General features: G+C 41.5%; 23 protein-coding genes and 2 pseudogenes. 8 read left to right on the plus strand and 17 right to left on the minus strand.

Annotated features, from left to right (window positions below):
* Positions 1-202: 202 nt before the first annotated feature.
* On the minus strand, positions 203-4393 hold the full coding sequence (locus AC6IZ0_RS15530) for a chemotaxis protein CheB (RefSeq protein ID WP_497723753.1): 4191 nt from the start codon (positions 4391-4393) through the stop codon (positions 203-205).
* Between the two features lie 181 nt (positions 4394-4574).
* Here AC6IZ0_RS15530 and hisD point away from each other — a divergent pair.
* Positions 4575-5854 (plus strand): annotated as a pseudogene (gene hisD / locus AC6IZ0_RS15535) (histidinol dehydrogenase).
* Here the strand turns inward: hisD and AC6IZ0_RS15540 are convergent.
* The 4 genes from AC6IZ0_RS15540 to AC6IZ0_RS15555 form a co-directional block, all read right to left on the minus strand.
* Entirely contained in the window at positions 5846-6448 is a 603-nt protein-coding gene (locus AC6IZ0_RS15540; RefSeq protein ID WP_497723755.1) for a thioredoxin family protein, read from the minus strand. The pseudogene hisD and the gene AC6IZ0_RS15540 overlap by 9 nt on opposite strands.
* A gap of 341 nt (positions 6449-6789) precedes the next feature.
* Complete coding sequence (locus AC6IZ0_RS15545; RefSeq protein ID WP_497726076.1) at positions 6790-7005, minus strand: type II toxin-antitoxin system PemK/MazF family toxin; 216 nt, start codon at positions 7003-7005, stop codon at positions 6790-6792.
* A gap of 92 nt (positions 7006-7097) precedes the next feature.
* Positions 7098-7241, minus strand: a complete 144-nt coding sequence (locus AC6IZ0_RS15550) for a type II toxin-antitoxin system PemK/MazF family toxin (protein WP_497723756.1) — start codon at positions 7239-7241, stop codon at positions 7098-7100.
* Positions 7216-7440, minus strand: coding sequence for a ribbon-helix-helix domain-containing protein (locus AC6IZ0_RS15555; RefSeq protein ID WP_497723758.1), 225 nt, complete (start codon positions 7438-7440; stop codon positions 7216-7218). The genes AC6IZ0_RS15550 and AC6IZ0_RS15555 overlap by 26 nt, the downstream gene beginning before the upstream one ends.
* Positions 7441-7488: 48 nt before the next feature.
* Between AC6IZ0_RS15555 and AC6IZ0_RS15560 the strand changes: the two are divergent.
* The 4 genes and pseudogenes from AC6IZ0_RS15560 to AC6IZ0_RS15575 form a co-directional block, all read left to right on the plus strand.
* Positions 7489-7647 (plus strand): annotated as a pseudogene (locus tag AC6IZ0_RS15560) (IS701 family transposase); the annotation flags it as partial.
* 656 nt (positions 7648-8303) lie between these two features.
* The gene (locus AC6IZ0_RS15565) at positions 8304-9524 is read left to right on the plus strand and encodes a DNA cytosine methyltransferase (RefSeq protein WP_497723760.1); all 1221 of its coding nucleotides are present in this window, start codon (positions 8304-8306) and stop codon (positions 9522-9524) included.
* Between the two features lie 189 nt (positions 9525-9713).
* Positions 9714-10223, plus strand: a complete 510-nt coding sequence (locus AC6IZ0_RS15570; protein ID WP_497723761.1) for an Eco29kI family restriction endonuclease — start codon at positions 9714-9716, stop codon at positions 10221-10223.
* 15 nt (positions 10224-10238) lie between these two features.
* The gene (locus AC6IZ0_RS15575) at positions 10239-10481 is read left to right on the plus strand and encodes a hypothetical protein (protein ID WP_497723763.1); all 243 of its coding nucleotides are present in this window, start codon (positions 10239-10241) and stop codon (positions 10479-10481) included.
* Positions 10482-10527: 46 nt separating this feature from the next.
* Here AC6IZ0_RS15575 and AC6IZ0_RS15580 read toward each other — a convergent pair whose 3' ends face one another.
* From AC6IZ0_RS15580 to AC6IZ0_RS15595, 4 genes are all read right to left on the minus strand, one after another.
* On the minus strand, positions 10528-13533 hold the full coding sequence (locus AC6IZ0_RS15580; protein WP_497723765.1) for a type ISP restriction/modification enzyme: 3006 nt from the start codon (positions 13531-13533) through the stop codon (positions 10528-10530).
* A 339-nt stretch (positions 13534-13872) separates the two neighbouring features.
* Entirely contained in the window at positions 13873-14037 is a 165-nt protein-coding gene (locus tag AC6IZ0_RS15585; RefSeq protein ID WP_497723766.1) for a hypothetical protein, read from the minus strand.
* A gap of 282 nt (positions 14038-14319) precedes the next feature.
* Positions 14320-14943, minus strand: a complete 624-nt coding sequence (locus AC6IZ0_RS15590) for a hypothetical protein (RefSeq protein WP_497723767.1) — start codon at positions 14941-14943, stop codon at positions 14320-14322.
* 80 nt (positions 14944-15023) lie between these two features.
* Complete coding sequence (locus tag AC6IZ0_RS15595; protein WP_497723768.1) at positions 15024-16016, minus strand: ImmA/IrrE family metallo-endopeptidase; 993 nt, start codon at positions 16014-16016, stop codon at positions 15024-15026.
* A 234-nt stretch (positions 16017-16250) separates the two neighbouring features.
* Between AC6IZ0_RS15595 and AC6IZ0_RS15600 the strand changes: the two genes are divergently transcribed.
* Positions 16251-16655, plus strand: coding sequence for an NIL domain-containing protein (locus AC6IZ0_RS15600; RefSeq protein ID WP_280801604.1), 405 nt, complete (start codon positions 16251-16253; stop codon positions 16653-16655).
* On the opposite strand, the gene ybiA is transcribed toward AC6IZ0_RS15600, so the two are convergent.
* Positions 16656-17141, minus strand: coding sequence for a riboflavin biosynthesis intermediates N-glycosidase (gene ybiA / locus AC6IZ0_RS15605; protein ID WP_497723769.1), 486 nt, complete (start codon positions 17139-17141; stop codon positions 16656-16658). It lies immediately after the preceding gene.
* 102 nt (positions 17142-17243) lie between these two features.
* Positions 17244-18083 carry a prephenate/arogenate dehydrogenase gene (locus AC6IZ0_RS15610; RefSeq protein WP_497723771.1) on the minus strand — a complete coding sequence of 280 codons (840 nt, stop codon included), beginning with the start codon at positions 18081-18083 and terminating at the stop codon, positions 17244-17246.
* Between the two features lie 129 nt (positions 18084-18212).
* Between AC6IZ0_RS15610 and AC6IZ0_RS15615 the strand changes: the two genes are divergently transcribed.
* Both AC6IZ0_RS15615 and AC6IZ0_RS15620 read left to right on the plus strand, forming a co-directional pair.
* Complete coding sequence (locus tag AC6IZ0_RS15615; RefSeq protein WP_497723773.1) at positions 18213-18803, plus strand: DUF1517 domain-containing protein; 591 nt, start codon at positions 18213-18215, stop codon at positions 18801-18803.
* A gap of 75 nt (positions 18804-18878) precedes the next feature.
* A complete protein-coding gene (locus tag AC6IZ0_RS15620) occupies positions 18879-19757 on the plus strand; it encodes a hypothetical protein (RefSeq protein WP_271732969.1) in 879 nt (292 codons plus the stop codon).
* 40 nt (positions 19758-19797) lie between these two features.
* On the opposite strand, the gene aroF is transcribed toward AC6IZ0_RS15620, so the two are convergent.
* The 6 genes from aroF to AC6IZ0_RS15650 all read right to left on the minus strand — a co-directional run bounded on the left by aroF (position 19798) and on the right by AC6IZ0_RS15650 (position 24870).
* Positions 19798-20859, minus strand: coding sequence for a 3-deoxy-7-phosphoheptulonate synthase (aroF, locus tag AC6IZ0_RS15625; protein ID WP_497723775.1), 1062 nt, complete (start codon positions 20857-20859; stop codon positions 19798-19800).
* Between the two features lie 52 nt (positions 20860-20911).
* Positions 20912-22078 carry an RNA-guided endonuclease InsQ/TnpB family protein gene (locus AC6IZ0_RS15630; RefSeq protein ID WP_497726077.1) on the minus strand — a complete coding sequence of 389 codons (1167 nt, stop codon included), beginning with the start codon at positions 22076-22078 and terminating at the stop codon, positions 20912-20914.
* Positions 21963-22556 carry an IS607 family transposase gene (locus AC6IZ0_RS15635; RefSeq protein WP_497723777.1) on the minus strand — a complete coding sequence of 198 codons (594 nt, stop codon included), beginning with the start codon at positions 22554-22556 and terminating at the stop codon, positions 21963-21965. Before AC6IZ0_RS15635 ends, AC6IZ0_RS15630 begins: the two co-directional genes overlap by 116 nt.
* Positions 22557-22918: 362 nt before the next feature.
* Positions 22919-23389, minus strand: a complete 471-nt coding sequence (locus AC6IZ0_RS15640) for a PAM68 family protein (RefSeq protein WP_497723778.1) — start codon at positions 23387-23389, stop codon at positions 22919-22921.
* Between the two features lie 12 nt (positions 23390-23401).
* The gene (gene rpsO / locus AC6IZ0_RS15645; protein WP_271731647.1) at positions 23402-23671 is read right to left on the minus strand and encodes a 30S ribosomal protein S15; all 270 of its coding nucleotides are present in this window, start codon (positions 23669-23671) and stop codon (positions 23402-23404) included.
* A 155-nt stretch (positions 23672-23826) separates the two neighbouring features.
* Positions 23827-24870 (minus strand): 3-deoxy-7-phosphoheptulonate synthase, encoded by a 1044-nt coding sequence (locus tag AC6IZ0_RS15650; protein ID WP_271731646.1) that lies wholly within the window; start codon positions 24868-24870, stop codon positions 23827-23829.
* Positions 24871-25384: the final 514 nt, after the last annotated feature.

Raw genomic sequence — 25384 nt, forward strand, 5'->3', positions numbered from 1 at the left:
AGATGCCACTTAAGTAGCCACACAGCTAAGTATAACCTTAGCCAAGGTGGGTAGGGGAGTTTTGACAGTCCCAAAACAATATAATTTATTTAATAGATTAAGTAAATCATATTGTAAACGTTGCGTAGCATGGCTTGGGCCTGCGTAGCAACATCAGTTTAGAATCCCCTGTGTTTCAACCAGGGGAAATGTCAAAGTCATATCATCTCCCAGCTAAGGTAGCGACTATAGATAATAATTGAGCCGGTGGAATGGGTTTAGCGGCGTGCATCTGATATCCTGCCGCTAAAGCTTCTGTATGGTCTACATCTTCAGCATAGGCGGTGAGGGCGGCGGCGGGAATTTCCCCCCCGGCTTCAGGACTCAACTCCCTCACCTGACGAATTAAAGCATAACCATCCTCTTCTGGTAAACCGATGTCAGATAGGAGTACATCATACCCACCGGGGTTTGCCTTCAGTGTTGATAGAGCTGCTTTTGCTGATTCTACTCCAGTCATCTCAACTCCATACTCTTCCAGCACTATTTTAAATAACTCCAGTATATCTGCTTGATCATCTACCATTAGTACCCGCAAACCTTCCAGATGTGGGATGTCATTAATTGGCATTTGGGCTACATCTGCAACAGACCCCGAGTCTGTAGGTGCGGGCAAAGATCTGCGTTGCTGGTCAGCTAACAGAGGTAGCCTGACAGTAAAAGTTGCTCCTTGACCTTCACCCTGACTCTGGGCTTCAATAGTCCCGCCGTGGAGTTCTACCAAATAGCGGACAATGGACAGACCCAGTCCCAATCCTTGATTCGAGCGGCTTCTGCTCCCATCTGCTTGACGGAATCGGTCAAAGATATAGGGGAGAAAATCAGCACTAATGCCATGACCCGTATCACTCACTTGAATCTGAGCTGCAAAATCACTGTAATCTAGTGTGATGGTAATCCTGCCCCCCACTGGGGTAAATTTAATAGCGTTAGAGAGTAAATTCCAAAAGACCTGCTGTAAGCGAGTGGGATCCCCCAGCATACTTGTAGGTGGAGGGGCTAGGCTGGATTCAATGGCAATCTTTTTGGCTTCTGCTGAGAACCGGACAACCTCAATGGCAGATTCAATCACGGAAACTAGATTCAGCGGTTGGGTATCCATCCGCAGCCTACCCGCACTAATGCGGGAGATGTCTAACAAATCCGTAATCAGATGGGCTTGGGCTTGGGCGCTGCGCTCAATGGCTGCCAAGCCCTGATCAATTTTAGCTTGATCAAATTCCTTTTTCTGTAATAGCTTGGACCAACCCAGCATAGAATTGAGTGGGTTGCGCAGTTCGTGGGAGAGAATTGATAAAAACTCATCTTTGGCACGGTTGGCTGCTTCCGCCGCATTGCGAGCTGACTGTTCTTGCGCCAAAAGTCTTGTGCGTTCCGCTTCCAATTGCTTTTGCTGAGTGATATCCTCAATCACTAAGAGAATCATTTCCCGATTATCTACTAGTTTCATTTTCCGGGCATTGAGCCGCATGATTTTGTGTCCGATGTTCTCAAAGTTGTGTTCAACTTCTAGACCTTGAAACTGGTTCTCATAGGGAAGTATTGCTTCTAAAAGCGATCGCAACTGGGGAATATTCCACTGTTGATTACCAATTTCGTAAACCAGGCGTTGTTCTGTTTCTTCCCGTACAACCTGGAATGTATCATAGAAGAATTGATTGGCGCTGATCACGCGCAAATGAACATCTAGGACTATTAGAGACTGGCGCATGGTATCTACAATGGCCTGGACATAATCTCTGGATGTTCTTAGCTGTTCAGAACTGCGTTTGAGAGCATCAATATCAACCAAAATTACCACAGCACCATCAATTTTATTGTCAATTGTCCGATAGGGTCTAATCCGCAGATCATACCAACGCCCGTCTCGGTCTTGAACTTCTTGTGTTTTCAAGTTGAGAGTGTTAATTACCTCTAAAATTTGTTGCTGCAAGTCCGGAATATTCAAGTTGTGATTAATATCACTAATTGGTCGGCCCATATCACTGGGAATGAGATTGAATATTTTCTCAGCTACCGGGGTATAGCGTCGAATTTGCAGATTTCCTCCCAACATCAAGATGGGAATATTAATACTGCTCAGGAGATTTTGTAAATCGTTAGTGACTTGGGTGGACTCAATATTACGCCGTTGCAATTCCTCATTAATGGTATTTAGTTCTTCATTGGTGGCCTGAATTTCCTCCTTAGCCGTTTCTAATTCCTCATTGGTGCTTTGTAATTCTTCGTTGCTAGAAAGAATTTCTTCGTTAGCGGCTCGTAAATCTTGATTAGTGGCTTGCTGCTCCTCAATAATTGATTGCAGATACTCTTTATTGGCGCTTAACTCCTGTTTGAGTCGGTTAATCTCCTGCTCTTGATTGTTGGCCTTGCGTCGCCTAGACTGTCCAGAACCGGTAACTATCTGTGAAACAGCTGTTGAAGAGGATATATCTGTAAATAGAACTAAAAAGTACCATTCTCTAGCCGCATCTGGTTTAAATGGTACAATATCAATTCTTACCTGCCTGACTTGCTGATTATCTGTAATTTGTATCCCTGACTTATTCACCGGCACTTGTCGGTTTTTGGCTTGATGAATAGCGGTGCGTAATTCTAGCCGTAATTCGTCTTTCGCCATCTTCATTAAGTTAAAATTGGGTCTGCCTGGTGGGGGTTGCAGATAAGGACTGGTGTATCCCCGGAATTGCAAAATTTCCCAATCTTCGTTAATAATCACACCCACAGGAGCGTATTCATTTAAGACAATCCGGTCAGCTGCTTTGTATAATTCTACGTCATTCCATGCGTCTGCGCTCACTGCTGGCTGCGTGTTGAGAGTTTCTAAAGGATAGTTGTTCGTAATCAGATCAATGCCCAATCGATTTGGAGTGATTTTTCGGGAGTATATCTTATACTTTCTATCAACCAAACCAAACAAATAGGTGAACTCACCTACTGTTTCTGATGTGCCTAACATCAAAAAACCATTGGAATTCAAGCCGTAGTGGAAAATAGGCAGCAACTTTTTTTGTACTGCGCCACCCAAATAAATTAGCACATTCCGACAGGTAATTAAATCCAACCGGGAAAATGGGGGGTCGCTAATCAGGTTGTGTCTGGCAAAAACACACACTTCCCGCACTGGCTTACTAATTTGATAACCGCCCTCCACCGGTATAAAGAAGCGCTGTAGGCGTTCTGGTGAAATATCTACTACTTGATTTTTTTTATAAATACCGTTGCGCGCTTTTTCAATTACTGATTCATTTACATCAGTCGCAAAAATCTGGATAGGAATATTAATTACCTGATTACTTAAAAACTCTAGCAAGCAGATAGCAATAGAATAGGCCTCTTCACCTGTAGAACAACCTGCTACCCAAATGCGGATGGGTAAGTTTGGGGTTCTATCTTTAGTAATAATGGGAAAAACTTCGGTTTTTAAGGCTTCAAAGGCTTCAGGATCACGGAAGAAACTAGTAACGGTGATGAGTATATCTTGATATAAAGCGTTAACTTCTGCGGGGTTCTGTTTGAGATAACAGACGTAATCTTCTAGCCTATCTAATTTATATAAAAGCATCCGCCGGATGATGCGCCGCTTTAAGGTTGTTTTCTTGTAATGGCTAAAGTCCACTTTTGTCGCATTTAGCAGCAGAGTGAAGATGGTGGACAGGGCATCTCCTGTTTCATGTATTGTATTATCTATGGCTTTGACTGAGGTGGGATGATTAACGTAAGGATGACGACTGATATTGGCTAATTCTTCGGCAATTTGTTTTGGTGTCAAAATAAAATCTACATACCCAGAAACCACAGCTGTATTCGGCATGGTATTTACTTTTGCCGATTCTTCACACTGAGCAAAAGTAATTCCACCCGCTGCTTTGATGGTTTCTGAACCCTGTGTACCGTCGCAGTCACCCCCGGACAATACAACGCCAATGGCTTTGTTACCCCGGTCTTCTGCTAAGGAAATAAAGAAAGTATCAACTGTCATGGAAAATCCGTGAGTCTTGGGTCGCGGACTTAGTTTCAGCACCCCTTGATTAATGGTCATCATGGCATTAGGTGGAATGACATATACATGATTTGGTTCTACAATCATGCCATCCTCTACTTCTACCACAGGCATTTGGGTGGCGCGAGAAAGAATTTCCGTCAATAAACTTTTTTGATGGGGACTCAGATGTTGCACCAAAACGAAGGCCATACCGGTATCAGTAGGTAAATGGCTCAGTAATTCTCGGAAGGCCTCTAATCCTCCCGCAGAAGCACCCATCCCCACAATGGGAAATAATTCGTTTTGGCTCACCTGTTCGCCTTCTGAAGCGTTTGATGGATATTTATTGCTGGAAGGGCGAGAAATCATGATTTTTAGCCGAGCAGATTTCGGGAAATTGTTGTCTAGTTATCCTGGTTCTACTCTAGCTAAAACTAACTCACGAATGTAGACATCTGCTCAAAGCTAGAAAGTAATGTTTATGCACTACGGCAAGATTTAAGTAAAATTAAATTACGGCAAAACCCGCATTCATCCAGAGATATAGTCTATGCAGCTACTTAAAACAACCGATACAGATTTTTCCGTTAGATTCAAAGCACTGGTGAGCGATCGCCGGGAAACAACGGTTGATGTTAGTGGTACAGTTAAAGATATTCTGGCTGATGTGAAAGTGCGCGGCGATGTGGCAGTTAAAGAATATACCAACCGCTTTGATCATTATAGTCCCCCATCCCTACATTTAAGCGCCGATTTTATCGCCGCACAAGCAGCACAATGTCCGCAAAATGTCAAGGAATCTCTCCAACTAGCAGCCGACAGAATCGGTCCTTTCACCAAAAACAACTCCCCCAAAATATTGGTTACACCGACACAGTAGGAGTCAAACTAGGATTAAATTGGGTTTCCCTCTCCCAGGTGGGTATCTATGTCCCCGGAGGACGCGCCAGTTATCCGAGTTCTGTACTGATGAATGCCTTACCTGCTAAAATAGCGGGAGTGGATAGGATTGTCATGGCAGTACCTATGCCAGGGGGTGCGATTAACCCCGCAGTCCTCGCGGCCGCCCAAATTGCCGGGGTGACAGAAATTTATAGTATAGGGGGAGCACAGGCGATCGCCGCTTTAGCCTATGGTACAGAAACTATTACCCCTGTAGATAAAATTGTCGGTCCAGGTAACGCCTATGTTGCCGAAGCCAAACGCCAGGTATTTGGAACAGTGGGTATTGACAGTGTAGCCGGTCCATCGGAAATTTTGGTAGTAGCAGATAGCCAAAATAACCCAGAATGGATAGCCTGGGATTTGCTATCCCAAGCAGAACACGACCCCAGCGCCCAGTCAATTTTAATTACCGATTCTGCCCAGTTTGCCGAGAATGTGATACAATGCATTGAGCAGATTCTTACCCATCTCCCCAGCAAAGAAGTAGCAACCGCCAGTTGGCAAAAACATGGCGCGGTGATTTTAGTGGAAGACCTCACCGACAGTATACCACTATTAAATCAGTTAGCCCCCGAACACGTCGAACTGTGCATAGATAACCCCCAACTATTTGCTGATCAGATTAAATGTGCGGGAAGTATGTTTTTAGGACGTTACACCCCAGAAGCCATTGGGGATTACCTAGGCGGACCTAACCACGTACTTCCCACCGCCCGGTCAGCCCGTTTCGCCTCCGGTTTGAGTGTCTATGACTTCCTCAAGCGAATTACCTATTTAGAGTGTAATCAAGAAGCACTGCAAAAAATAGGTAAGGCCGCTGTAACTCTAGCAGAAACTGAAGGTTTACCAGCCCATGGCGGTAGCGTATCTATCCGCCTACAGTGACCCTGAATTAATTACCTGACTCCCATGACTGCGGGGGTCATCTTGATTATTAACCGGTGCTACTGGGGCGCGAAATTGGGACACTTCCCCGCTAGTTTGCCCATAGGGTAAAGATGACCCGGTAACTAAGGCTTCTAAGTTACTGGCCATGACCGTACGGGGTTGATCTCCGATGCTTTGGGCGATGGTTTCCCCATCTGCACCTAAAAAGACAAAGTGGGGAATACCATCTACTCGGTATTTGAGCATCTCTGGGAGCCACTTGTTATTATCTACATTCAACATGACAAAGTTTACTTTGTCGCCATATTGTTGTTTGAGTTGGGCAACATCAGGAGCCATTTTTTGGCAGACAGTACACCAGTTAGCGTAAAATTCGACTATTGACGGTTTACCGTTGCTGATAGCCATTTCTAAGGGAGTTGATGCTTTATCTAGGTCGGCTAAAGAGGCGGAGGTTGTCTGGGTTTTCAATCCTAATATTAAGGCTACGCTCAGAGCGATCGCTACTATGGCAATTAAGAAGTTTCTCACCCTGGTTCCGGAGGTGGTTTGAGGCTGAGAAGTAGAATTAATAGGGTATTCTGTAGTCATGGTTAATTTATTAACAGTTATTAACTATTGTGATTTTTATATTGGGAAGTATCAAGTATTTGTATTTGACTTGTATTATAGCCTTTTTTAGGCTCATGAAGTACACACCAATTCCCTGTTCCCTGTTCGGTGTGTTCCCTGTTCCCTCAAACTAAAAAAATTGTACCTCACGAGCATGGGAAATGCTATAACGTGAGTTCGATGGAACTAAAAAATGGCAGGAGGTAGAGCAAGCAAATATTGTGGGTAGATGTCATAGTTATGTAGAGGCTTTGCTTCAAGAATTATTACATCAAATTCAGCAAAATCACAAAGTGAGACTGGAATGATTTGACTATCTGCTACTGCAACGCTAAATGTAACTTCATAGCATCATTGACCAAATCTATCAACTCTTGACTTAAACACCCTACCACATCTCCTAAAATGCGCTGTTTAGAAATTGTCCGAATTTGTTGCGCTTGCACCCTAGAAGGTTTAGATAAACCCGAATCTTCTGGATTTAATAAAACCTCAAAAGGATATACACGACTGGTATTAGATGTAATGGGTAAAATCGTTAACGTAGTAGAAGCATTATTATTATAGCAATCCTAAATAATTCATGAACAATTTCTGTTCCCTGTTCCCTGTTCCCTGTTCCCTTTCCTCACTCATAATTTCTCAAGTCAAATAGGATGACTATATAATCATTGCTAACAATGATTACAGGACGGCGTTTATCCATTTCTGACCCCGCTGCGGGACTAAGATTTGCAAAGTATATTTCACCACGTTTCATCACTGAGTCCATCCCCTACGGTTAAATCCCATTCTGGGTCAATTTCCTGCGCTGCTTCCCGGTAAGCTCGCTCTAATTCTTGATAACGCAATAGCTCTATAGCTAATTCAATTACTTCTGAACGAGATTTACAGCCTTTATTTAATTTGTAATTTTCAATAAACTGCAATAAAGAGGATGGTAAAGAAATAGAAATTTTTTCAGATTGCATAATACTACCAAATGGTAATTTTATGTTTACTACTTTAGAGTAGGATAAATGGTTAAAGATAGCCAAGCAATCAAAACACACATATTTTGTTCACTTCAAGCATTTGTTAGTTTAGAAAAAATGCGCTCTGAAAACCTCATTTCTAATTGGTATGAATTGCCAATAAATTTATTTACTTTAGTTGTGCGCCACTACTTGTACTGGTAGTTGTTTCGAGCGTGTAGGGTGTTTTTGCCAGCACCATTGAAGGTCAGTTTGGTGACTCTTCAAGAATCCCCCGGCTTTAGACGTGGGGAGTGTCAAGGTTAACGGCTTCACTTGTATGTATTCTGCTAAAACCTAATTATGGTTGGGGGATGATTGCATCTGTACTGAGGCGATCGCCTTTAACATCGCCTTGCGCAGGTATTATGATGAGGTTTGACCCCACCCCCAACCCCTCCCCTTACAAAGCTATCCATTACCCGGATCTTTCTTAACATTCGTGAGAGCGATCGCTCGCAAACCCCCAAACCTTAATCCTCCGTTGATGATTATCAATAAAATAAGGTTTTTATCAATAAGAATAAGGTACATTTTGTCAAGAGTAGGGAAATTTTCAAGCGTTGAAACCGTTGCCACATAAATGTTTCAAGATTGTTAAGAAAAATGTGGGTAATGAATAGCCTTACAAAGGGAGGGGAGTGTATAGAGTGGCGATCGCCTTACAGCAGCGTTGCGCGATCTGCTTGCAGCAGCGCTTCGCTATCGCATATAACCTCGTACAATTCCTTCAATACTTCTGCCATACCTTTCCTTACCGGTAATTTCTCAACTCAAATACGAGTTTTATATAATAATGAGGTGTTCTTGAAATCAAAAACGTGAAATCAGTAGAACTATTTACGGGTGCTGGAGGTTTGGCTTTAGGGACAGCTAAGGCTGGGTTCCATCATTTGGCACTCGTCGAACGCGATAAGCACAGCTGCCACACAATTCGGGAAAATCAACAGCGCGGGGTATCTGTTGTTAGGGATTGGCGCGTCCATCAGATGGATGTCCTGGATTTCGATTTTTCTAGTGTTGGTGGGGAAATAGATTTACTGGCTGGTGGTCCACCGTGTCAACCGTTCTCGATCGGGGGAAGACATGGTGCCCACCTCGACAAACGGGATATGTTTCCCCGGTTTTTTCAAGCGGTACGGGAGTTACGCCCTAAAGCTTTTTTGATTGAGAATGTGCGTGGGTTATTGCGTCAAAATTTTATCAATTATTTTAAGTATATTAACTTACAGCTTGCCCACCCTGAGATGCAGCCCAAACAGGATGAGTCTTGGGTTGACCATTTGGCGAGGTTGCAAGGCCATCACAATAGTGGTGTTAGGGATGACCTTGGTTATCGGGTCACGTTTAGGTTGCTGAATGCGGCGGATTATGGAGTAGCGCAGAAACGGGAACGGGTTTTTATCGTGGGTTTTCGTGACGATTTGAATGTTAATTGGTCTTTTCGCGAACCAACCCACACCGAAGAAGCCTTGATTTGGCACAAGTGGGTAACGGGTGAGTATTGGGAGAAACACGGTGTTTCTAGTAATGACCGTCCGGAAATACCAGCAAAATTAAAATCCCGTTTGCAACGATTTGGCACAAATTTGTTAAGTACAATGACTGCTCCTTGGTGTACGGTTCGGGATACTATTTCTGACTTGCCACCACCCGAAAACGTCGATATAGCAGCATCGATACCCAACCATGTTTACATCCCAGGAGCAAAAAGTTATCCAGGACATACGGGTAGTAATTTGGATGAGCCGGCGAAAACTTTGAAAGCGGGGGTGCATGGTGTCCCTGGTGGAGAGAATATGCTGGCTTTGCCTTCTCGGGAAGTGCGTTATTTTACAGTGCGGGAGGCAGCGAGATTGCAAACTTTCCCCGATGATTATTGTTTTCCCTGTACCTGGGGTGAGTCGATGCGACAAATTGGCAATGCGGTTCCCGTCACCCTAGCTTATATTATTGCCGCCAGTATCCGCCAGCATTTAGAGGAATTACCCCCTCAACTTCCTTCGGGGTCAAGCGTTGGCGGAAAAGTTCTGAGTCGTTAGGGGAAAATTTGCCTTGGGGAACAGTTCGCAGGAAGATATAGGTGCTGTTGAGTCATAAATTGCCCATGTCCCCTAGAGGTTTTTCAAGCACCCCCCAGTTTACGCGACCAATTAATTGAGTTTCAGGCTAGACAGCAATGCCATCCCCTTACGCAACTGGAAGATTTTAAAGAGGAGTTGGCTGGCTATGTGGGTATTTATTTGCTTTATTACAGGGGTGAGTTCCCCTTGTATTCAGGTGTTCGGGTTGCGAACCAAACTGCTTGCTGTATGCCGATTTATATTGGCAAGGCTGAGAATCCGGGTAAGCGTACTGGGAAGGGAAGCATTGCGGGAGGCTTGATTGGGCGTTTGCGGGAACATCGCAGTTCCATCCTTCAAGCCACAAATCTAGATGTTGGGGATTTTGATTTTGCAGTGGTAGCAATGGCGGTGGATTTGGTTGCTTGGGCAGAAGCTGTGTTGATACGGCATTTCCAACCCCTGTGGTGCAGCGTTATTTCTGGTTTTGGTATCCATGCACCGGGTAAGGGACGAGGAGCACAGATGCGTTCGATGTGGGATGAAATACATCCAGGTCGATCATTTGCAGTGCAGTTACCAGCAAATCTGGTTACAGTTGGGGGTTTACAACCCCGGGTGGGGCAACACTGTCAGAATGTGGCGGTGCGGTTGGGGTGTCCGACGGAGGAACGGTAACAACCGTATTTATTGGTGGTTAATGGTTTTGCTTTTGACCGCAGTCCCGTGGGTTTGTTTGTAAAATTGCGAAGGCGATCGCCTTGCAGCAGCGCTTCGCTATCGCCTTTAATATCGCCCTGCGCAGGTATTATGATGAGGTTTGACCCCACCCCCAACCCCTCCCCTTACAAAGGGAGGGGAGTGTATAGATTGGCGATCGCCTTTAATATCGCCTTACCATCCCCTCCCACAGTCACACAGATCCCCGACTTCTAGCTAAATTATCCTAGACTATCTCTAACGATCTAAGAAGTCGGGGATCTTAACCACCCGACATCTGATTAACAATATTCATAGTTTCCACACTCACCCTACACACCCGCATTAATAAATCTATCACCTGTTCTTTATAGTCTGCAAACCGGTAAGTATTAAACTTTTCCGCAATAGTCGGGTCTTTGGGTTTCTTCTCTTTATATTGATCTAAAATCCATTCTAAGGCGCAACGATTGCCTAACATATATTCCCATGCTATACTGGGTATACCTTGTAATGTGGTTACATCATCTAAGATAATACTCCCCTGGGTTTTATCAGCTTTTAACTTCGCCTTCGGTGTGGTTTGGTTACCTTTTAAGGGAATATCAACCCGACTGAGTTTGTAGGGTGTGACGGTTTCATAATTAATATGTAAATCCATCAGTTGTTTTCCCCAGTCCACCCATTGGGGAAAGTTATCATATAAAGGTAAGCGGGGAAAGTCTCGTTTTAAATTGAGTTCGTATTTTTGGCGGTACTCTGGGTTATGTAGCACTCCATAGGTGTAGTGGAAGATATCTATTTTAGTAATTGTTGTGTCTTGGTAATGGGTTTGAATTTGTTTTAGTCCCCAGTCGGTGATGTTATCTATGCGGTTTCCTTTTTGGTCGTATCTGTACAGGGGGAGACATTGGGAATCACCTGTTAGGTGTAAATCAATTATTGTATTACTAGCTAAACAATGAAAGGATTTTGTATTTCCTAATGCAGAATAGGCAATATATTTATTGTCAAGGTTATTTATAGAATAAATATTTAGCCATTGCAACATCATGGCATTTAAATGTTTATCAAAATATAGGTAATTTTTGGTAAATGGACGATATAAACTATTTACGATTTGATTAGAATGAAATGTTTTTTTAATTTTGTTATTTAAAAATTTAATTAATTCTCTGTCCCATTTAATTTTTTCTTTAGCATTAAAGTTTTGATCTTTTAAAGTTTCTTGATAAACCGATATAAAGAAATCCATTTTATTTTTAAGATTTTGATAAGATAAATCATAAACCCATTCATCTTTTTTAGTTTTTAATCCTGTTGTAAACAACTTAAATACAGCTTCTTGTCCCTTACCTGCTTTTACATTCTTATCAACCACAGGTAAAAGACTATCAAAATCATTATCAGTTTGATTTATCCAGTTATGCTTTTTATCCGGTGTAATATGTTCAAAAGGAATTTGATTAAACTTGGTATTAGATAAAAATCCTAACTTCTCACCTGCTGTTTCAAACTCAGGACGACGAATATAAAATATTTGACATCTATTAAAATCAGTATCCGGTTTTTTTACCATCAACATAATAGCTACACCAGTTTGAATCCCAAAAACATTATGTGTAGTTCCTGAAAGTTTGGGATTTTTCCTGACATCCCCATGTAAATCTATAACGTAAATGTAATTAAAATCATCACTGACCGACTTTCTTAACCCATCAAATGTGATACTATCAATAAAAGAATTATTACAAATAAAAGCAATAATCCCATTATCACCCAACCTATCAGAAGCCCATCTAATAAACCGGGTATACATATCATACAGGACAATATTATTTTGAGCTTGACTATATTTAACGTAACTCGCTTTAATTAACCTATCTATTGCCTCATAACCCCGATTAGCATTATCATCATTAAAATTCTCCTGTTTTGCATTATAAGGAGGATTGCCAATAATCACTGAAATAGTTCTATCATTCTGTCTTTTAATCCTCGCTGTATTCTCCACAGTCATCGCAAACAAATCCATCTGCTTACCCACAAACAGCGTATTATCTAAAGTATCCACAAAACAGATATTTTCAAACTCCTCATATACCCCCATCTTCTGCTTATAGGTGTACTCAATATTCAAATTCGCAATATAATAAGGTAAAATCGCCACCTCATTACAGTGGATCTCATGCTTATACTTGTACTCTAAGCAATGAGCAGGTAAATAATCAATCAACTCAGTCACAAAGGTTCCCGTACCCGTCGCTGGGTCTAAAATCTCTACATCCCGATCAGCTAACAACTTTCCAAAATGTTTATGTACTAAAAAGTCCGTGCTTTCAATCATAAACCGGACAATCTCGTTAGGAGTATAGACAATTCCTAACCTATCCGCTGCTTTGGGGTTATAAGCTTTATAAAAGTTCTCATACAAAGACTTCAGAAATCTTTGTTTTTCTTGATGATTAGCAATATTAGCCGCTGTGCGCCGAATTACGGCATAATACCTTTCAATACTCCCTAAAGCGTTACGTTTCACACTTCCAGTAAAGAAGGTAGCAATTACCCCTTGTAACTCCCGTGCGACATTGTTTTCTGTGTGAAACTGAGATTCGTTAAAAATATTGAGAAAAATATCCTCTGTGAGGATGTGCTGAATCATCATTTCGCGAATATCAATTAAACTGATTTCTGGGTTAATGGACTCCTGACAGATTGACCAAAACTTATTCCTTGCTGTTTGAAAATTACTGTTAGTTTCCCCTTGACTATCAATCAAATCTCTGAGATAATCTAAGATAGTGGGTAAATCTTGCCTAAAACTATCTATAGCTGACCGAAAATCTCTAACTTCCGGTCTGACATAATTAATAAAGTTGGTAATTAGTGTATCTAGAGCTTCAGCATCTTTCATCGATACCCGCTGGGTTTCTGTGGCGTTTTGAATTAAAACCGCAGTTTGGGAATCTTCAAAGAGGATGTTACTACTAGGATAACCTTTATTTAACTTTTTGTCTATTTCTTCGTCTAAGTTATCATATTGGTCTTTACTTTCCCAGTAACCCCAATCTAATCGCAAAGCATCTTTAACCGTACCATCGGGATAAACTAGTTTACCATTAGGTAATTTAAAATCCAATTCGGGAATTAGTAAAAAGTCTCTGGGTTTGCAATATTCATTTAAGAGGTTTTGAAAAGCCACGCGAATAGAAGTTTCTTTGCGGGAACCGCCAAACTGGATAATTTTGGCTACTTCTGCTTGGTACTGGCTAATCAAAAGTCTGGACATGGGGAAACTAGGGGATATACAAGGGCAGAAATTTAAATATAAAGGATAGCTGTTAGTGATTTAGCAGACAGTTTATTAAAATTTATACAAGTGTAAATAACTTTAAGTTAGAATAACTGTAAGTTTGTCATCTACCCTAGGGTAGAGATAAAACCCCCCATGTGATCTATCATCTATTCGTTTATATCCACTATCTGTTGTTAAACGCAAAGGGCGCAAAGTTTGGCGCAAAGGTACGCAAAGGTTTATTGGCGGTCTAGAGTATGATCACATACATGATTTTTTAGTCAGATTTATCTGACTTTAGCTATTAGACGGGGGTTTCTAACCCCCGGTTCTCTATGTAGCATTAAATGTAAATTTTACACCGTTCTGGTTAAGGTTTATTTGTTTTGGGTCTGTGCGGTGATGATGTGGTGATTTTAAATGAGCCGGATTTTCAACCCCGGAAGTGGTGATAGTAACTTTTAGACGGGGGCGATCGCCTATAACAGCAGCGCGCACCTTTTTCAGGTTAATGAAGTATACACAAATTTCCTATTACGGTGTTCGGTGTGTTCGGTGTGTTCCCTCAAACTAAAAAACTTTGTACCTCACGAGCATGGGAAATGCTATCAGAATTAGAGGATGTTTGATAAGTTTTATAAGGTGATTTTAGACACTTCTTGATCCCCCCTAACCCCCCTTAAAAAGGGGGGAACTAGAGTCAAAGTCCCCCTTCTCAAGGGGGATTTAGGGGGATCTAAAAATATTAGATACACTAATCATGACTTTCCAAACATCCTCTTAGGGATAAGGATAAAGTAAGTTACCAGTCTCTCGTCTTAATACTATAATTTCTGTGTTCAAATTTTCTTTTACTACCTCTTCTGTTGCTTTGATAGTATAACCAAATATCATTTTTATATTCTGGTCACAATATCGGCTAGGGTAAACTTTTGTTTGTATTATATCAAAACCAAATTTTTCAATATACTTAAAAATCAATTGCTCTAAACACCAAATTCTCCCCTCAAGATTTTCAATAATCTCAGTAAAACCAGACTTTATTAAAGCCCTTAAACAGCATTTATCGTGGGTTAATAAATAATTATTGGTATAACCCTGTTGACTCAGGTAGAAAATATAACTGATTAAAATTGCTTCTCCTTGATCAATTGTATCTGTTTTATCATTGCTTCTTCTACAAGAATCCATCAGTCTCAAATAAATATCTCTATCAATATTAGGATTATGCTCTGAAAGAGTTGCACAATTTTCAACGATTTCTAATGCTTTTTTAATATCAAATTCTGTAGAATTATTGTCGGCTTTATTCCCTCTTCTACGTTTAATTTGCCTGTTTACATCAAATTTATATTTGAAACTATCAAGTATTTGTATTTGACTTGCATTAATCTTAAATGTCATCAGGGTTTCATTAAATAAATCGCAGGTAGCCAGTTTAAGAATAATATCATTATCTAAACAGTAAAATGACCCTGAGAAAATTAAACTCCTAAGACTTTTTCTAAATACTCATAGCTTTCATCATTAAACTTGTCCCAGTCTAATCTCTCAGCTAAATATTCATTAACAAGTTGACCATTAGCTAAGGAGTCTAATTTCTTTAAAGCTTTCTGAACAAAACCCCAGTTTTTCTTTGTGTGCCAACCATAATTAAGTACAATTGAGTCCACATGAACATGAGGATTTTTTTGACAGATTAATTGAGCGTACTTAATTAACTGGTTATGCTGAAAAATACGCTGATCTTCTAAACAATTATCACAATCACCTAATAATAACTGAGTAGCAAATTTATTTGCTTGACATTCATCATCATCATTTTGATTACAATCATACTTTATTTCTTCATCAACTAAAATACCTTCTTTTAGATGTCCTAATGCTAAGTGACCTAATTCATGGGCTAAGTCAAAAGCTAATCTAGCAGAGTATTTATGTTGGGAACTGAGAATGATTACAGGACTATTAAACCTCCATTGAATTAATGCAGCAAACTTCTTGATCTTCGGAGGGAAATTGTTAAAATAAACAACAACTATGCCCTTACTCCAACAATATTCGAGTAAGGATTTTAAATTAACAGTGGTATGATTTGTTAAAATTTCTGCTCTAATTTTCTTAACATCAGTGGGTAAAGATGTAAAATTGGCTTCCGTACCGTAGGCAGTTAACTCAGCTACCCGACTAGCTAAAGCTTGAGCCACATAAGGGTGATCCTGATTTTTGCTGTTATGCTGCTTAAACTTAGTAGGAGGGGAGGAATTAAACCTAATGTTTTCTTCTACCAACAAGGATTCTAAGTTAAGGTTAAGGTGATCAGCGATATAACCAGCCCCTTCTAACACAGCCATGGGTTTATCGTTGAGTTCATCATTCCACCAACTTGGTAAACCATTATTTTTTACATAGTCTTGGTTTAACCCAATTTTGGATAGTTTAGCGTAGAGGGATGACATAGTAAGTGTTGCTGTCATTGTTTTGTCCTCCTGATGCTAAAAGTTAGGCCTTTGTCCTAATTTCAATCTTTGATGGATATTCTCCATTGATTATACATCCTTTTCAACACCCTTTTACATAACTTCAACAAAGCCTTATGGCTAACCACGGGGAATGGGAGTAGATAGAATGGCGATCGCCTTTAACAGCAGCGATTACCCTATCGCCCTAGAGTTAAAATTTAAAAAAAGACTAAAGTCCCTGCTGAACCTGTGAAAAAACGAGTTACCCTCACTTTTCCTAAACGGGCTATTCAAATGCCAGTTACTTACTTACTGGCTAAAGAATTTAACGTTGCTGCCAATATTATCCGCGCCCAAGTGGCTCCTAACCAAATTGGCAAACTTGTGGTAGAATTGTCTGGAGATATTGACCGCTTAAATGAAGCTATTGAGTGGATGCGATCGCGCCATATCAGTGTTTCTCACAACCTAGGTGAAATTGTCATTGATGAGGATGTCTGTGTCCATTGTGGTTTGTGTACTGGGGTTTGCCCTACAGAAGCCCTGAGCTTACAACCGGAAACATATAAATTGACATTCACGCGATCGCGCTGTATTGTTTGTGAACAGTGTATCCCTACCTGTCCAGTACAGGCGATTTCCACTAATCTGTAATTAATCCAACTTACGTCCCCCTAAAAATACCGTAGAAAGTTGTGATGCGCGGATTTCTTCACGCACAGCCATGAGAATTTTACCAAGATGGTTTTGACCGGTTTTTTGTACCCCACAACCCCAGAAATAATCATTGGGGGAGTTTTCCACTAGGGTTTGATTACCTGTGTTCAAAAGAATTTTTTTAATGTCGCCATGAGTCATAAACTTTTGCAGTACGGCTTGTCCCATAACTTGGGTTTTGACTATCTCCCAGTCTGGACGCAGTTGGCGAGTAGGACAGCGGCCTAAAGCCGCTGCTGCTTCCGGGGTTTCGGCTGCATGAATCACAGGTATAATAACTGCATCTACACTGCCGACAAATTTTTGTGCTTGATAATAATGCTCTACAGTGGGCCAGTAAGTACCATGAATTGTGATCCCGTGGGGAGAAAAGTTAGAAAAACAGCCATAAGGTTGCCACACCTTGTAAAAGTATATGGTCATTTGAAAATTTATCTTTCTATATCTACATCTATAATGCCTGTAGATGCTAACAAGAAGTCCTAGAATTTGATCATCACTAGGGTGATGTCACCCAACCCAAGATTAGTCAACAAATTTGGGTCGGTCATTCCGGTTGGACTCCAACTTTAACTGCAAACTTTGCCAATCTTGCTGTTCAATCAGGTTAGTTAATTCATCTAGCCTTTGGCGATACTGATGTAGTGAACTCAGTAATGCTTGGCGGTTATATTTTGCCATCATTACTCCTAATTCCGGATTACCGCCACCCACACGGCTCGTATCGCGAAAACCTGAACTAGCAAGGTTTTGGGCTAGTTGCAGTACTTGGGAGTCTGTTTCGCCCATACAAGTAGCAATTAAGGACGCACTCACCATGACAGGTAAATGGGAAATTAAACTCACCGCTGTGTCATGTTGCTCCGGTGGGCAATAATAAAGATTAGCCCCCAGCGATCGCACAATTTCTGCTATAAGTGAAATTGCTGTTTTGGGTGTGGTAGCATCTGGTGTCAAGACATAGGGTCTACCCATAAATAAATGCCGTTGAGCCGCATCTATACCACTATCTGTTGTTCCGGCCATGGGATGACCACCAATAAAATTTTCCCATATAGGGGCGATTTTCTGGACTATGGGGGCTTTAACTGAACCAACATCAGTGATCACAGTAGTGGCAGGTAAATAATTAATTAGCTGCTGGAATTGCGGTATAATCATACCTATGGGTGTACAAATAAACACTACATCTGCGGCGGCTAACAAACTCATGTCCACAGATGCTTGATCAACAATACCAAGAGCGATCGCACGTTTACAGGTAGACTCCTGACGAGTCACCCCTAAAACATCATAACCGAGCGATCGCAAATCATAACCCAAAGAACCACCGATGAGTCCCAGTCCTAGAATCCCAATTTTCATCTTCTTAGATTTTAACTATAGGGTTAGTGTACCTATTCAAGCCAGAAACGCTATATGTATTTTGTGCATACATCAACAATACTTGTGTCACACTTATTAGTGTACTATTCAAAATTATGGAGCAAGTAAATGCGTGCCTTTAATAGAATGATGGGTCGAACTCGCTATGTAGTTTGTCGCTTGTTTTTACATCTAGCTGGCTCTGAGGTTGCACCGATTTTAGGAGTATTAAATAGTACAGCTAGGGATGCCATAGAAGCTGAAGGTGACCTGCAAGAACTGGGAGAAGGATTAGTCGAAATTTGCGAAACCCTCTTGCGATATGATCAAGCTTGGCTGTCTGCTGCCAATGAAGGCGACGTATTTTGGGATGAAGGTGAAGCGGGAGATTACGTCAACGAATTATTTAGTGATTCCGCCCAACGCTACGGCGCAGAGTTTGATACCAGTTCCAATTCAGGTTCAAATCAATCTTTTTCCATACCTGTAACCCGGAATGTGATTGTGATGTTGACTGTAGCCTATGAAGGAGAAGTTCCCAATTTAGAAGCAGACTTGTCCAACATCCCCGCATTAAAAGATGGTTTAAAAGCTTTAATCAATCTGCACTATCAAGAAAAACTGCGCGCCATTCAAGTACATTTCTCCCCAGCACAGTTAGGAGATCAACTGACTAATGATCAGCTGTTGCAATATTACCCAGAATTAATTCCTTTGTAACTGGTTGGGTAGTCTCTACATTCCCACCCCCATAAAACCTTGTTAAGCTGAAAAATAGGACATAGTAAAACGCTCATGAGCATATTACGAAAATTTACAGTGATTTTTTTAGCACTGACTTTGTGCTTAACAACCGTAGCCTGTGGTAATTCTAACCAAACCACCCCTGAAACTAGAAGTGTTAGCCCCACCTCTACAGCTAGCAAGCTCAATGATGGTGAGTATCAGGTGCAACAAGCTAGTTTTGACGATGGCACTGGGGAGTATACACTGTTTTTACTCAACAGTAGACCCCCAACCTTTAAAACTGAAAATTTGCAAATGGCAAGGCTCACCGATGAACAAATCCAGGAGGGAAAAAAGACTTCTTTGAAGGTGGAAAACGGAGAACCCGCCTTGTATATGACCGAAGACTTTAAAATTGAGTACGTCCACAACGTCACTGAAACACAAACCAATCCCCAAACAGGACAACAAGAAACAGTGGTAGTGCGACGAGAAAGCAACTTCTGGGCACCTTTTGCCGGCGCTGTAGCTGGTAACATCGCCGGTCAGGTAATCGGTAATATGTTATTTAGACCCCAATACTATGTACCACCTGCTTATCAATCAGGAGGGGTGCTAACTGGTTACGGTGGTTATGGTAGTACCTATAATCAAGCAGTGAATAACTATCGGACTCGCTACAATGCACCACCAGCAGTGGAGCGCAACCGCACGACTTTCCGCACCACAGGTAACATTAGAAGATCATCCCCTGGTAGTTCAACCGTACGCACTACACCACCGACGAATACCACCAATCGCCCCTCTGGTTCCGGTTTTGGTAGCAGTAATCTCAGACCTTCTAATAGATCCGGTACCACTAGACGCAATACTGGTAGTGGTTTTGGTTCTGGTGGACGTTCTACACGTAGTCCCAGTCGCTCTTTTGGTTCTGGTAGAAGAAGGTAAAGCCGGCAGCACGCTACGCCTTAGCGTGCCGCAAACACTCCTAGTTAGCTGTAGCAACCACCGGTTCGGGCCAACGTCTCACAGCCTGACCAATCACTGCTAATTCCTGCATTAAGGAATCAAAACGTTCTGGTGTCAGAGATTGGGGTCCATCAGATAAAGCTTTGGCTGGGTTGGGGTGGACTTCAATCATCAGGGAATCGGTTCCAGCAGCGATCGCCGCCATAGCCATTGCTGGCACAAAATCCGACCAGCCAGTACCATGACTTGGGTCAATCATAATCGGTAAGTGAGTGAGCTTCCGCAATACCGGCACAACTGATAAATCTAAAGTATTGCGAGTGTGTTGGCGGTCAAAAGTCCGAATTCCCCGCTCACATAGAATTACATTGGAGTTTCCCGCCGCTAAAATATATTCAGCTGCCATCAACCAATCTTCAATAGTAGCAGCCATGCCTCGCTTTAATAGAACTGGTTTTGGTTGCGCCCCCACCTTTTTGAGCAGGGAGAAATTTTGCATATTCCTAGCTCCCACCTGAATCACATCAGCCACCTCGGCGATCATATCCAGTTCCGCAGCATCCATAACCTCAGTAATAATACCTAAACCACTTATTTGCCGTGCCTGAGCCAGCAGTTCTAAAGCACTCTCACCATGACCTTGGAAGGCATAGGGCGAAGTGCGAGGTTTATAGGCTCCACCACGTAAAAACTTCGCTCCTGCGGCTTTCACCCGCTGGGCCGTTTCCACGATCATTTCTTCATTTTCTACCGAGCAAGGGCCAGCAACAACAACTAGGGGATGGTCTTCTCCAAATACAACATCACCATTGGGAGTATTAACCACTACCTCAGAGGCTTGTCCATGTCGAAACTGGCGGCTCGCCCGTTTGTATGGTAACTCCACCCGCAATACCTGCTCGATCCATGGGCTGAGTTCCTGAATCTGTAACGGGTCTAAACTGGCTGTTTCACCTACCAGACCAATTACCACCTTGTGTTGACCGATGATTTTTTCTGGTATGAGTCCCCAGGTAGTAAGTTCCTGGCTAATGCGGTTGATTTCCATTTCTGGGGAACCGCTTTTCATGACTATAATCATATAAAATTACCTGATTATTTGAATCAAACCGATACTTTTTTGCTAACATTCACTAACAAATACACTCTTTAAGAGAGGGCGCATCAACCAATGCACGTAGGAAAATCCCTCGCGCACCATTTATGTCCCGGCTCATTACCCGCCCATCAGATGGAGACTTAACGAATTTAGCACCACCAAGGTTAGGGATGATTTCACCAGTCCAACTGACTGTTTTTGATGTGTACGCTTCGTTGACATCCATAACTACTTTATTAGTTTCAAAAGCCTTATGCTTGAGAAAACACTTAAATCGGTAGTGAGAGAGTGTTAACATTTGGCGCACTGACTTTGACCTAATTCGTCGTTTCGCCTTCTGAGACATTTGGGATGTTTCAAAGGTTGGCAGTAAAATAATGTCAAAGTTATCAACCAAAAATCGAGCAGTTTTCTTGTGCAATTCGTCTACAAGGTTTTTGATTTTACCTCGCAGTCTACTAGCAGCAAGTTTCATCCTTCTTCTTTGTTTGCACTTGGCTTTAGTGAATTTAGAAATTAACTTATCTAAACGAAAACATAGTTTCTGAATTCCCAGATTAGCAGATGTGCCAATTTCACCAAAACTACATTCAGAAAAGAAGGTGATAAATGTTCTGATGCCGGGGTCAAGTGCTACAACACGTCCTTGGTTATCAGACTTCTGTTGCAGCACATCCTCTGGAACTGTCAAATAGTAATCACCGTATGCAAATACTAAACGACAGTCGCCAAAGCTTTGTGGTAAGGCTTCTTTCAAGGTTGCCTTACCTAATATAGTGTGGTAAATTCCCACATCTTTTACTGCGGATTTGGGAATGTAGCAAGATTGTACAGCGTCTTTTCTTGACCTAAATTTAATCTTGCTAATACCACCACCGGTTTTAAACTTTTTCTTGGCATTGCTGACAGACTTACAAGCATCTTTGATGGCAATTGATTTAATTTGATAAGGGACTGATTTACTCCATTCTGGTAGTCCGTTCATTATGTCAGTCTTAATCGCTTTCCAGTTAGCCTTAATGCTAGAGTCTTGCAGCAGTTTGACGGTGGTGTTGTAAACAAACCTGGATACACCAAACCACTGTTTAACGATCCGCCTCTGCTCGGTTGTGAGGAAGATCCGGATCTTCCTTGATTTTTTTACTGTACTTCCTGAGTCCGTGCATCCGACGAGAGAAGAGGTGGAGGATGGAGAGAAGATCCGAGGTAAGTTCTGACTCTGGGCAATGTACAGTGTTGTCGAGAACCACGATTCGTCCACCGTTTTGCTCGACCATGTACTCAATAAGCTCGAATCCAAACCTTGCGAGTCGGTCACGACAGGTAACAACAAGCGTGAGCTGATCTCCGAGCATAAGTCTGTCCAGTAAGGTTTGTAGTCCTTTTCTTTTAAAGTTGATTCCACTGCCGATATCTTTGATGATTTCGGCATCTGGGTAGAGTGATTGCATATAGGCGATTTGTCTACCAAGGTCGTCTCGTTGCTTGGTTGAACTAACTCGGCAGTAGCAGACAATGGAAGTTCTAGTGGCACCACGGAGGTAGGATTCAACGTTAAAAAGTCTTTGTCCTGCTTCGTTTTTGATGCTTTCAATCTTGCCATTGTCTGCGTACTTCCTTAAAGTGTTTGGGTGCAGTCCCAGTTGTTTAACTGCTTCTCGTAGTGGTACATAAGCCATACCACTATCTTAGCATTTATGAGGATATGTAATCTATTGTTAGTAAATAACTAGCTATTGGCTAACCTCAAACAAGTAGGAGACACATTATATTGTTTATTTTATTGAATTTAAATATTGAATTTAAATTAAGTTCAAATATATTTAGTTCCCAAACTCATCATCTGTGTATCATCCTCCTAAGGAAATATACAGATTGGCAGATGACGTTAAAAGATTAGGCGCTCAGTACTTATGCTGCCCAGTATAAGGTTTAATCAAATATCCCCAAGTTTTACTTAGGAATTTGGAAGTTAGGTAAAATGGCCTAACTTCACAATCTAGCCCATACCGCAGTTAGTCTGATACCTGAGCGCCAAGGCTCATAGGTTTTTTTGCCGAGTTTCGCGCCACACTTCCACCATTCGACCCCAATTGGTACTAAATTCGCCTAGACCCCATAGGCTCCCTGGTCTTTCTTCATCCCAAGAGGAGGAAAGAACACCATAAGTAATCCCCAAAACTCCAATGCCAAATAATCCCATATTCACCAATAACACGGCAATGGGAGGCAGTTGGATTTCTGTATACGTAGCCAGTAAATAACTCACTACTAGGGTTGTAATGCCCAAAGCTGTTGGTATACCACAGAATCCCGCCACACGCCGGATCATCCTTTGGCTAACAACCTCGGGAATGGCCATTTCTTCTTTAGTGAAAGGTGGCTGATTGCTAGGGGGTCTTTCTACAGTCTTTACCTGTGCTTGTGGTTTACTGGTGCCTTTGGTGGGTTTTTGGCGCTTGGTTTTTGGTTCAAAAGGTAAGGGGCTGCGATCGGATTCTTCAGCAGACATAAGCGATAATTCCTACCCACGAATACCGAGACGACCAATTAAATCTTGATATTTTTCCCGACTACCTTGTTGAATATAGGAGAGAAGACGCTTGCGCTGACCAATCATCTTCAATAATCCCCGACGGGAGGAATGGTCTTTTTTATTTGCCTGGAGATGTAAGCTGAGGCGACTAATGCGGTCGGTCAGCATGGCAACTTGAACTTCGGCAGAACCAGTATCGGTTTCGTGAACTTGATAGTTCGACATGATTTCTTGTTTGCGCTGTTGCGTCAGAGCCATGATAGATTCAGTTTCTAGTTATGTTAAATGTATGCAGCAATCTCCCATGATATCACAGCCGCCAAATTGTTGGTATGAATCAGCAATCAGTATTTTGGCTGTATGGGCCGGTATGTCGATATTTCAACTGCTTGTGTCAACTCCTACCCTAGCAACTAATGCAGTTTTTGGTAAGCAGCCAAAATAATCTTTTCAGTTTCATCCCAATTGATACATTTATCGGTTACGGAAACACCATACTTTAACTCTTCTCGCTTACCGGTTATGGGTTGATTACCTTCATATAGGTTTGATTCCAGCATTACACCTACTATTGATGTATTACCATCAACTATTTGTTGAATCACATCTTCTAATACATTCGGTTGTAATTTGTAATCTTTATTAGTATTTCCATGGCTACAGTCGATGACAATTCTTGGTGATAAATCCGCCTCTTTTAATTTTTCTTCTACCAGTTTGACATTTGCTGCTTCAAAGTTAGGCTGACTACCACCACGTAAAATAACGTGACCATAGGGATTTCCTCTAGTTTCAAATACACTAACCTGTCCTTTATGATTAATGCCTAAGAAACTATGAGGACTTTTAGCAGACTGTAAAGCATTTAAAGCGACTTGAATATTACCATCAGTACCATTTTTAAACCCTACAGGCATGGAAAGTCCACTAGCCATTTCACGATGGGTCTGTGATTCAGTAGTTCGTGCGCCAATGGCAGACCATGTGATCAACTCACTAATATATTGAGGTATGATGGGATCTAGTGCCTCTGTACCCGCTGGTAAACCCAACTCTACTATTTTTAGCAGTAGGCTACGTGCAGTTAATAAACCTTTTTCTACATGGAAAGAATCATCCATATCTGGATCATTAATCAATCCTTTCCATCCCACGGTAGTGCGGGGTTTTTCAAAGTACACCCTCATAATGAGTAGCAGTTTATCCTTCACTCTGTCAGATAAAACTTTCAATTTCTGGGCGTATTCCAGTGCTGCTTCTGGATCATGAATTGAGCATGGCCCAACTACAATGAATTTTCTGCTGTCCTGGAAATCTAGGATATTTTTGATTTCCTGTCTATATTGCCAAACATTCTGTTCAGCCAATTTAGTTAAAGGTAATTTTGTTTTGACTTCATTCGGCGTTAATAATACGTGAGAGTTCTTGATGTTAGTATTAAATAATTTATTGTGCATAGAGCCAAACTGGTGATTTTTGCTATTCTCCTGAGAGGATGTTGATCAATTATTTTCAGCCGTCTAGCCATTGCCATACTAAGTAGCATGATATTGACTCACTTTGCTTAAAATACTGCACTGTCCGTTGATTACACGGTAATAGGCATAGGGAATTGAAAACGCTGAGTTTTTCTTGAGTTCACCATGGGTGTAGTAGCGAATTATATGCGCACAAAATTTTTCAAACATCCTCTGAGGGAAAGTTTATATACCATTTTAAATCAAATTCACCACACTGAGTTACAGATTTTTCAAATAACCAAGAGTTTTGTCTGTTAATTTCTCAATTTAACCGGCAAAATCCTATTTGATTCCTTAAAATGGGCATAAATTCAAAAACCCGTTTTCTGGAAACTGGGGTAATTCTCTCTCACACCACAGTGGTTTAGACATAAGCTTACTCGGTTAAAATTATGTGTGCAATTAATTATACATATATTTGAGAAATCGAAATCAATGGACTAGTTCTCAA

It is taken from the genome of Anabaenopsis sp. NIES-4685, assembly GCF_059725405.1.

Bases quoted from the DNA above. Each gene is read 5' to 3' on its own strand.
- AC6IZ0_RS15530 (WP_497723753.1), bottom strand. From the start codon at position 4,393: ATGATTTCTCGCCCTTCCAGCAATAAATATCCATCAAACGCTTCAGAA.
- AC6IZ0_RS15540 (WP_497723755.1), bottom strand. From the start codon at position 6,448: ATGACTACAGAATACCCTATTAATTCTACTTCTCAGCCTCAAACCACC.
- AC6IZ0_RS15550 (WP_497723756.1), bottom strand. From the start codon at position 7,241: ATGGACTCAGTGATGAAACGTGGTGAAATATACTTTGCAAATCTTAGT.
- AC6IZ0_RS15555 (WP_497723758.1), bottom strand. From the start codon at position 7,440: ATGCAATCTGAAAAAATTTCTATTTCTTTACCATCCTCTTTATTGCAG.
- AC6IZ0_RS15580 (WP_497723765.1), bottom strand. From the start codon at position 13,533: ATGTCCAGACTTTTGATTAGCCAGTACCAAGCAGAAGTAGCCAAAATT.
- AC6IZ0_RS15590 (WP_497723767.1), bottom strand. From the start codon at position 14,943: ATGACATTTAAGATTAATGCAAGTCAAATACAAATACTTGATAGTTTC.
- AC6IZ0_RS15595 (WP_497723768.1), bottom strand. From the start codon at position 16,016: ATGACAGCAACACTTACTATGTCATCCCTCTACGCTAAACTATCCAAA.
- ybiA (WP_497723769.1), bottom strand. From the start codon at position 17,141: ATGACCATATACTTTTACAAGGTGTGGCAACCTTATGGCTGTTTTTCT.
- AC6IZ0_RS15610 (WP_497723771.1), bottom strand. From the start codon at position 18,083: ATGAAAATTGGGATTCTAGGACTGGGACTCATCGGTGGTTCTTTGGGT.
- AC6IZ0_RS15615 (WP_497723773.1), top strand. From the start codon at position 18,213: ATGCGTGCCTTTAATAGAATGATGGGTCGAACTCGCTATGTAGTTTGT.
- AC6IZ0_RS15620 (WP_271732969.1), top strand. From the start codon at position 18,879: ATGAGCATATTACGAAAATTTACAGTGATTTTTTTAGCACTGACTTTG.
- aroF (WP_497723775.1), bottom strand. From the start codon at position 20,859: ATGATTATAGTCATGAAAAGCGGTTCCCCAGAAATGGAAATCAACCGC.
- AC6IZ0_RS15635 (WP_497723777.1), bottom strand. From the start codon at position 22,556: ATGGCTTATGTACCACTACGAGAAGCAGTTAAACAACTGGGACTGCAC.
- AC6IZ0_RS15640 (WP_497723778.1), bottom strand. From the start codon at position 23,389: ATGTCTGCTGAAGAATCCGATCGCAGCCCCTTACCTTTTGAACCAAAA.
- rpsO (WP_271731647.1), bottom strand. From the start codon at position 23,671: ATGGCTCTGACGCAACAGCGCAAACAAGAAATCATGTCGAACTATCAA.
- AC6IZ0_RS15650 (WP_271731646.1), bottom strand. From the start codon at position 24,870: ATGCACAATAAATTATTTAATACTAACATCAAGAACTCTCACGTATTA.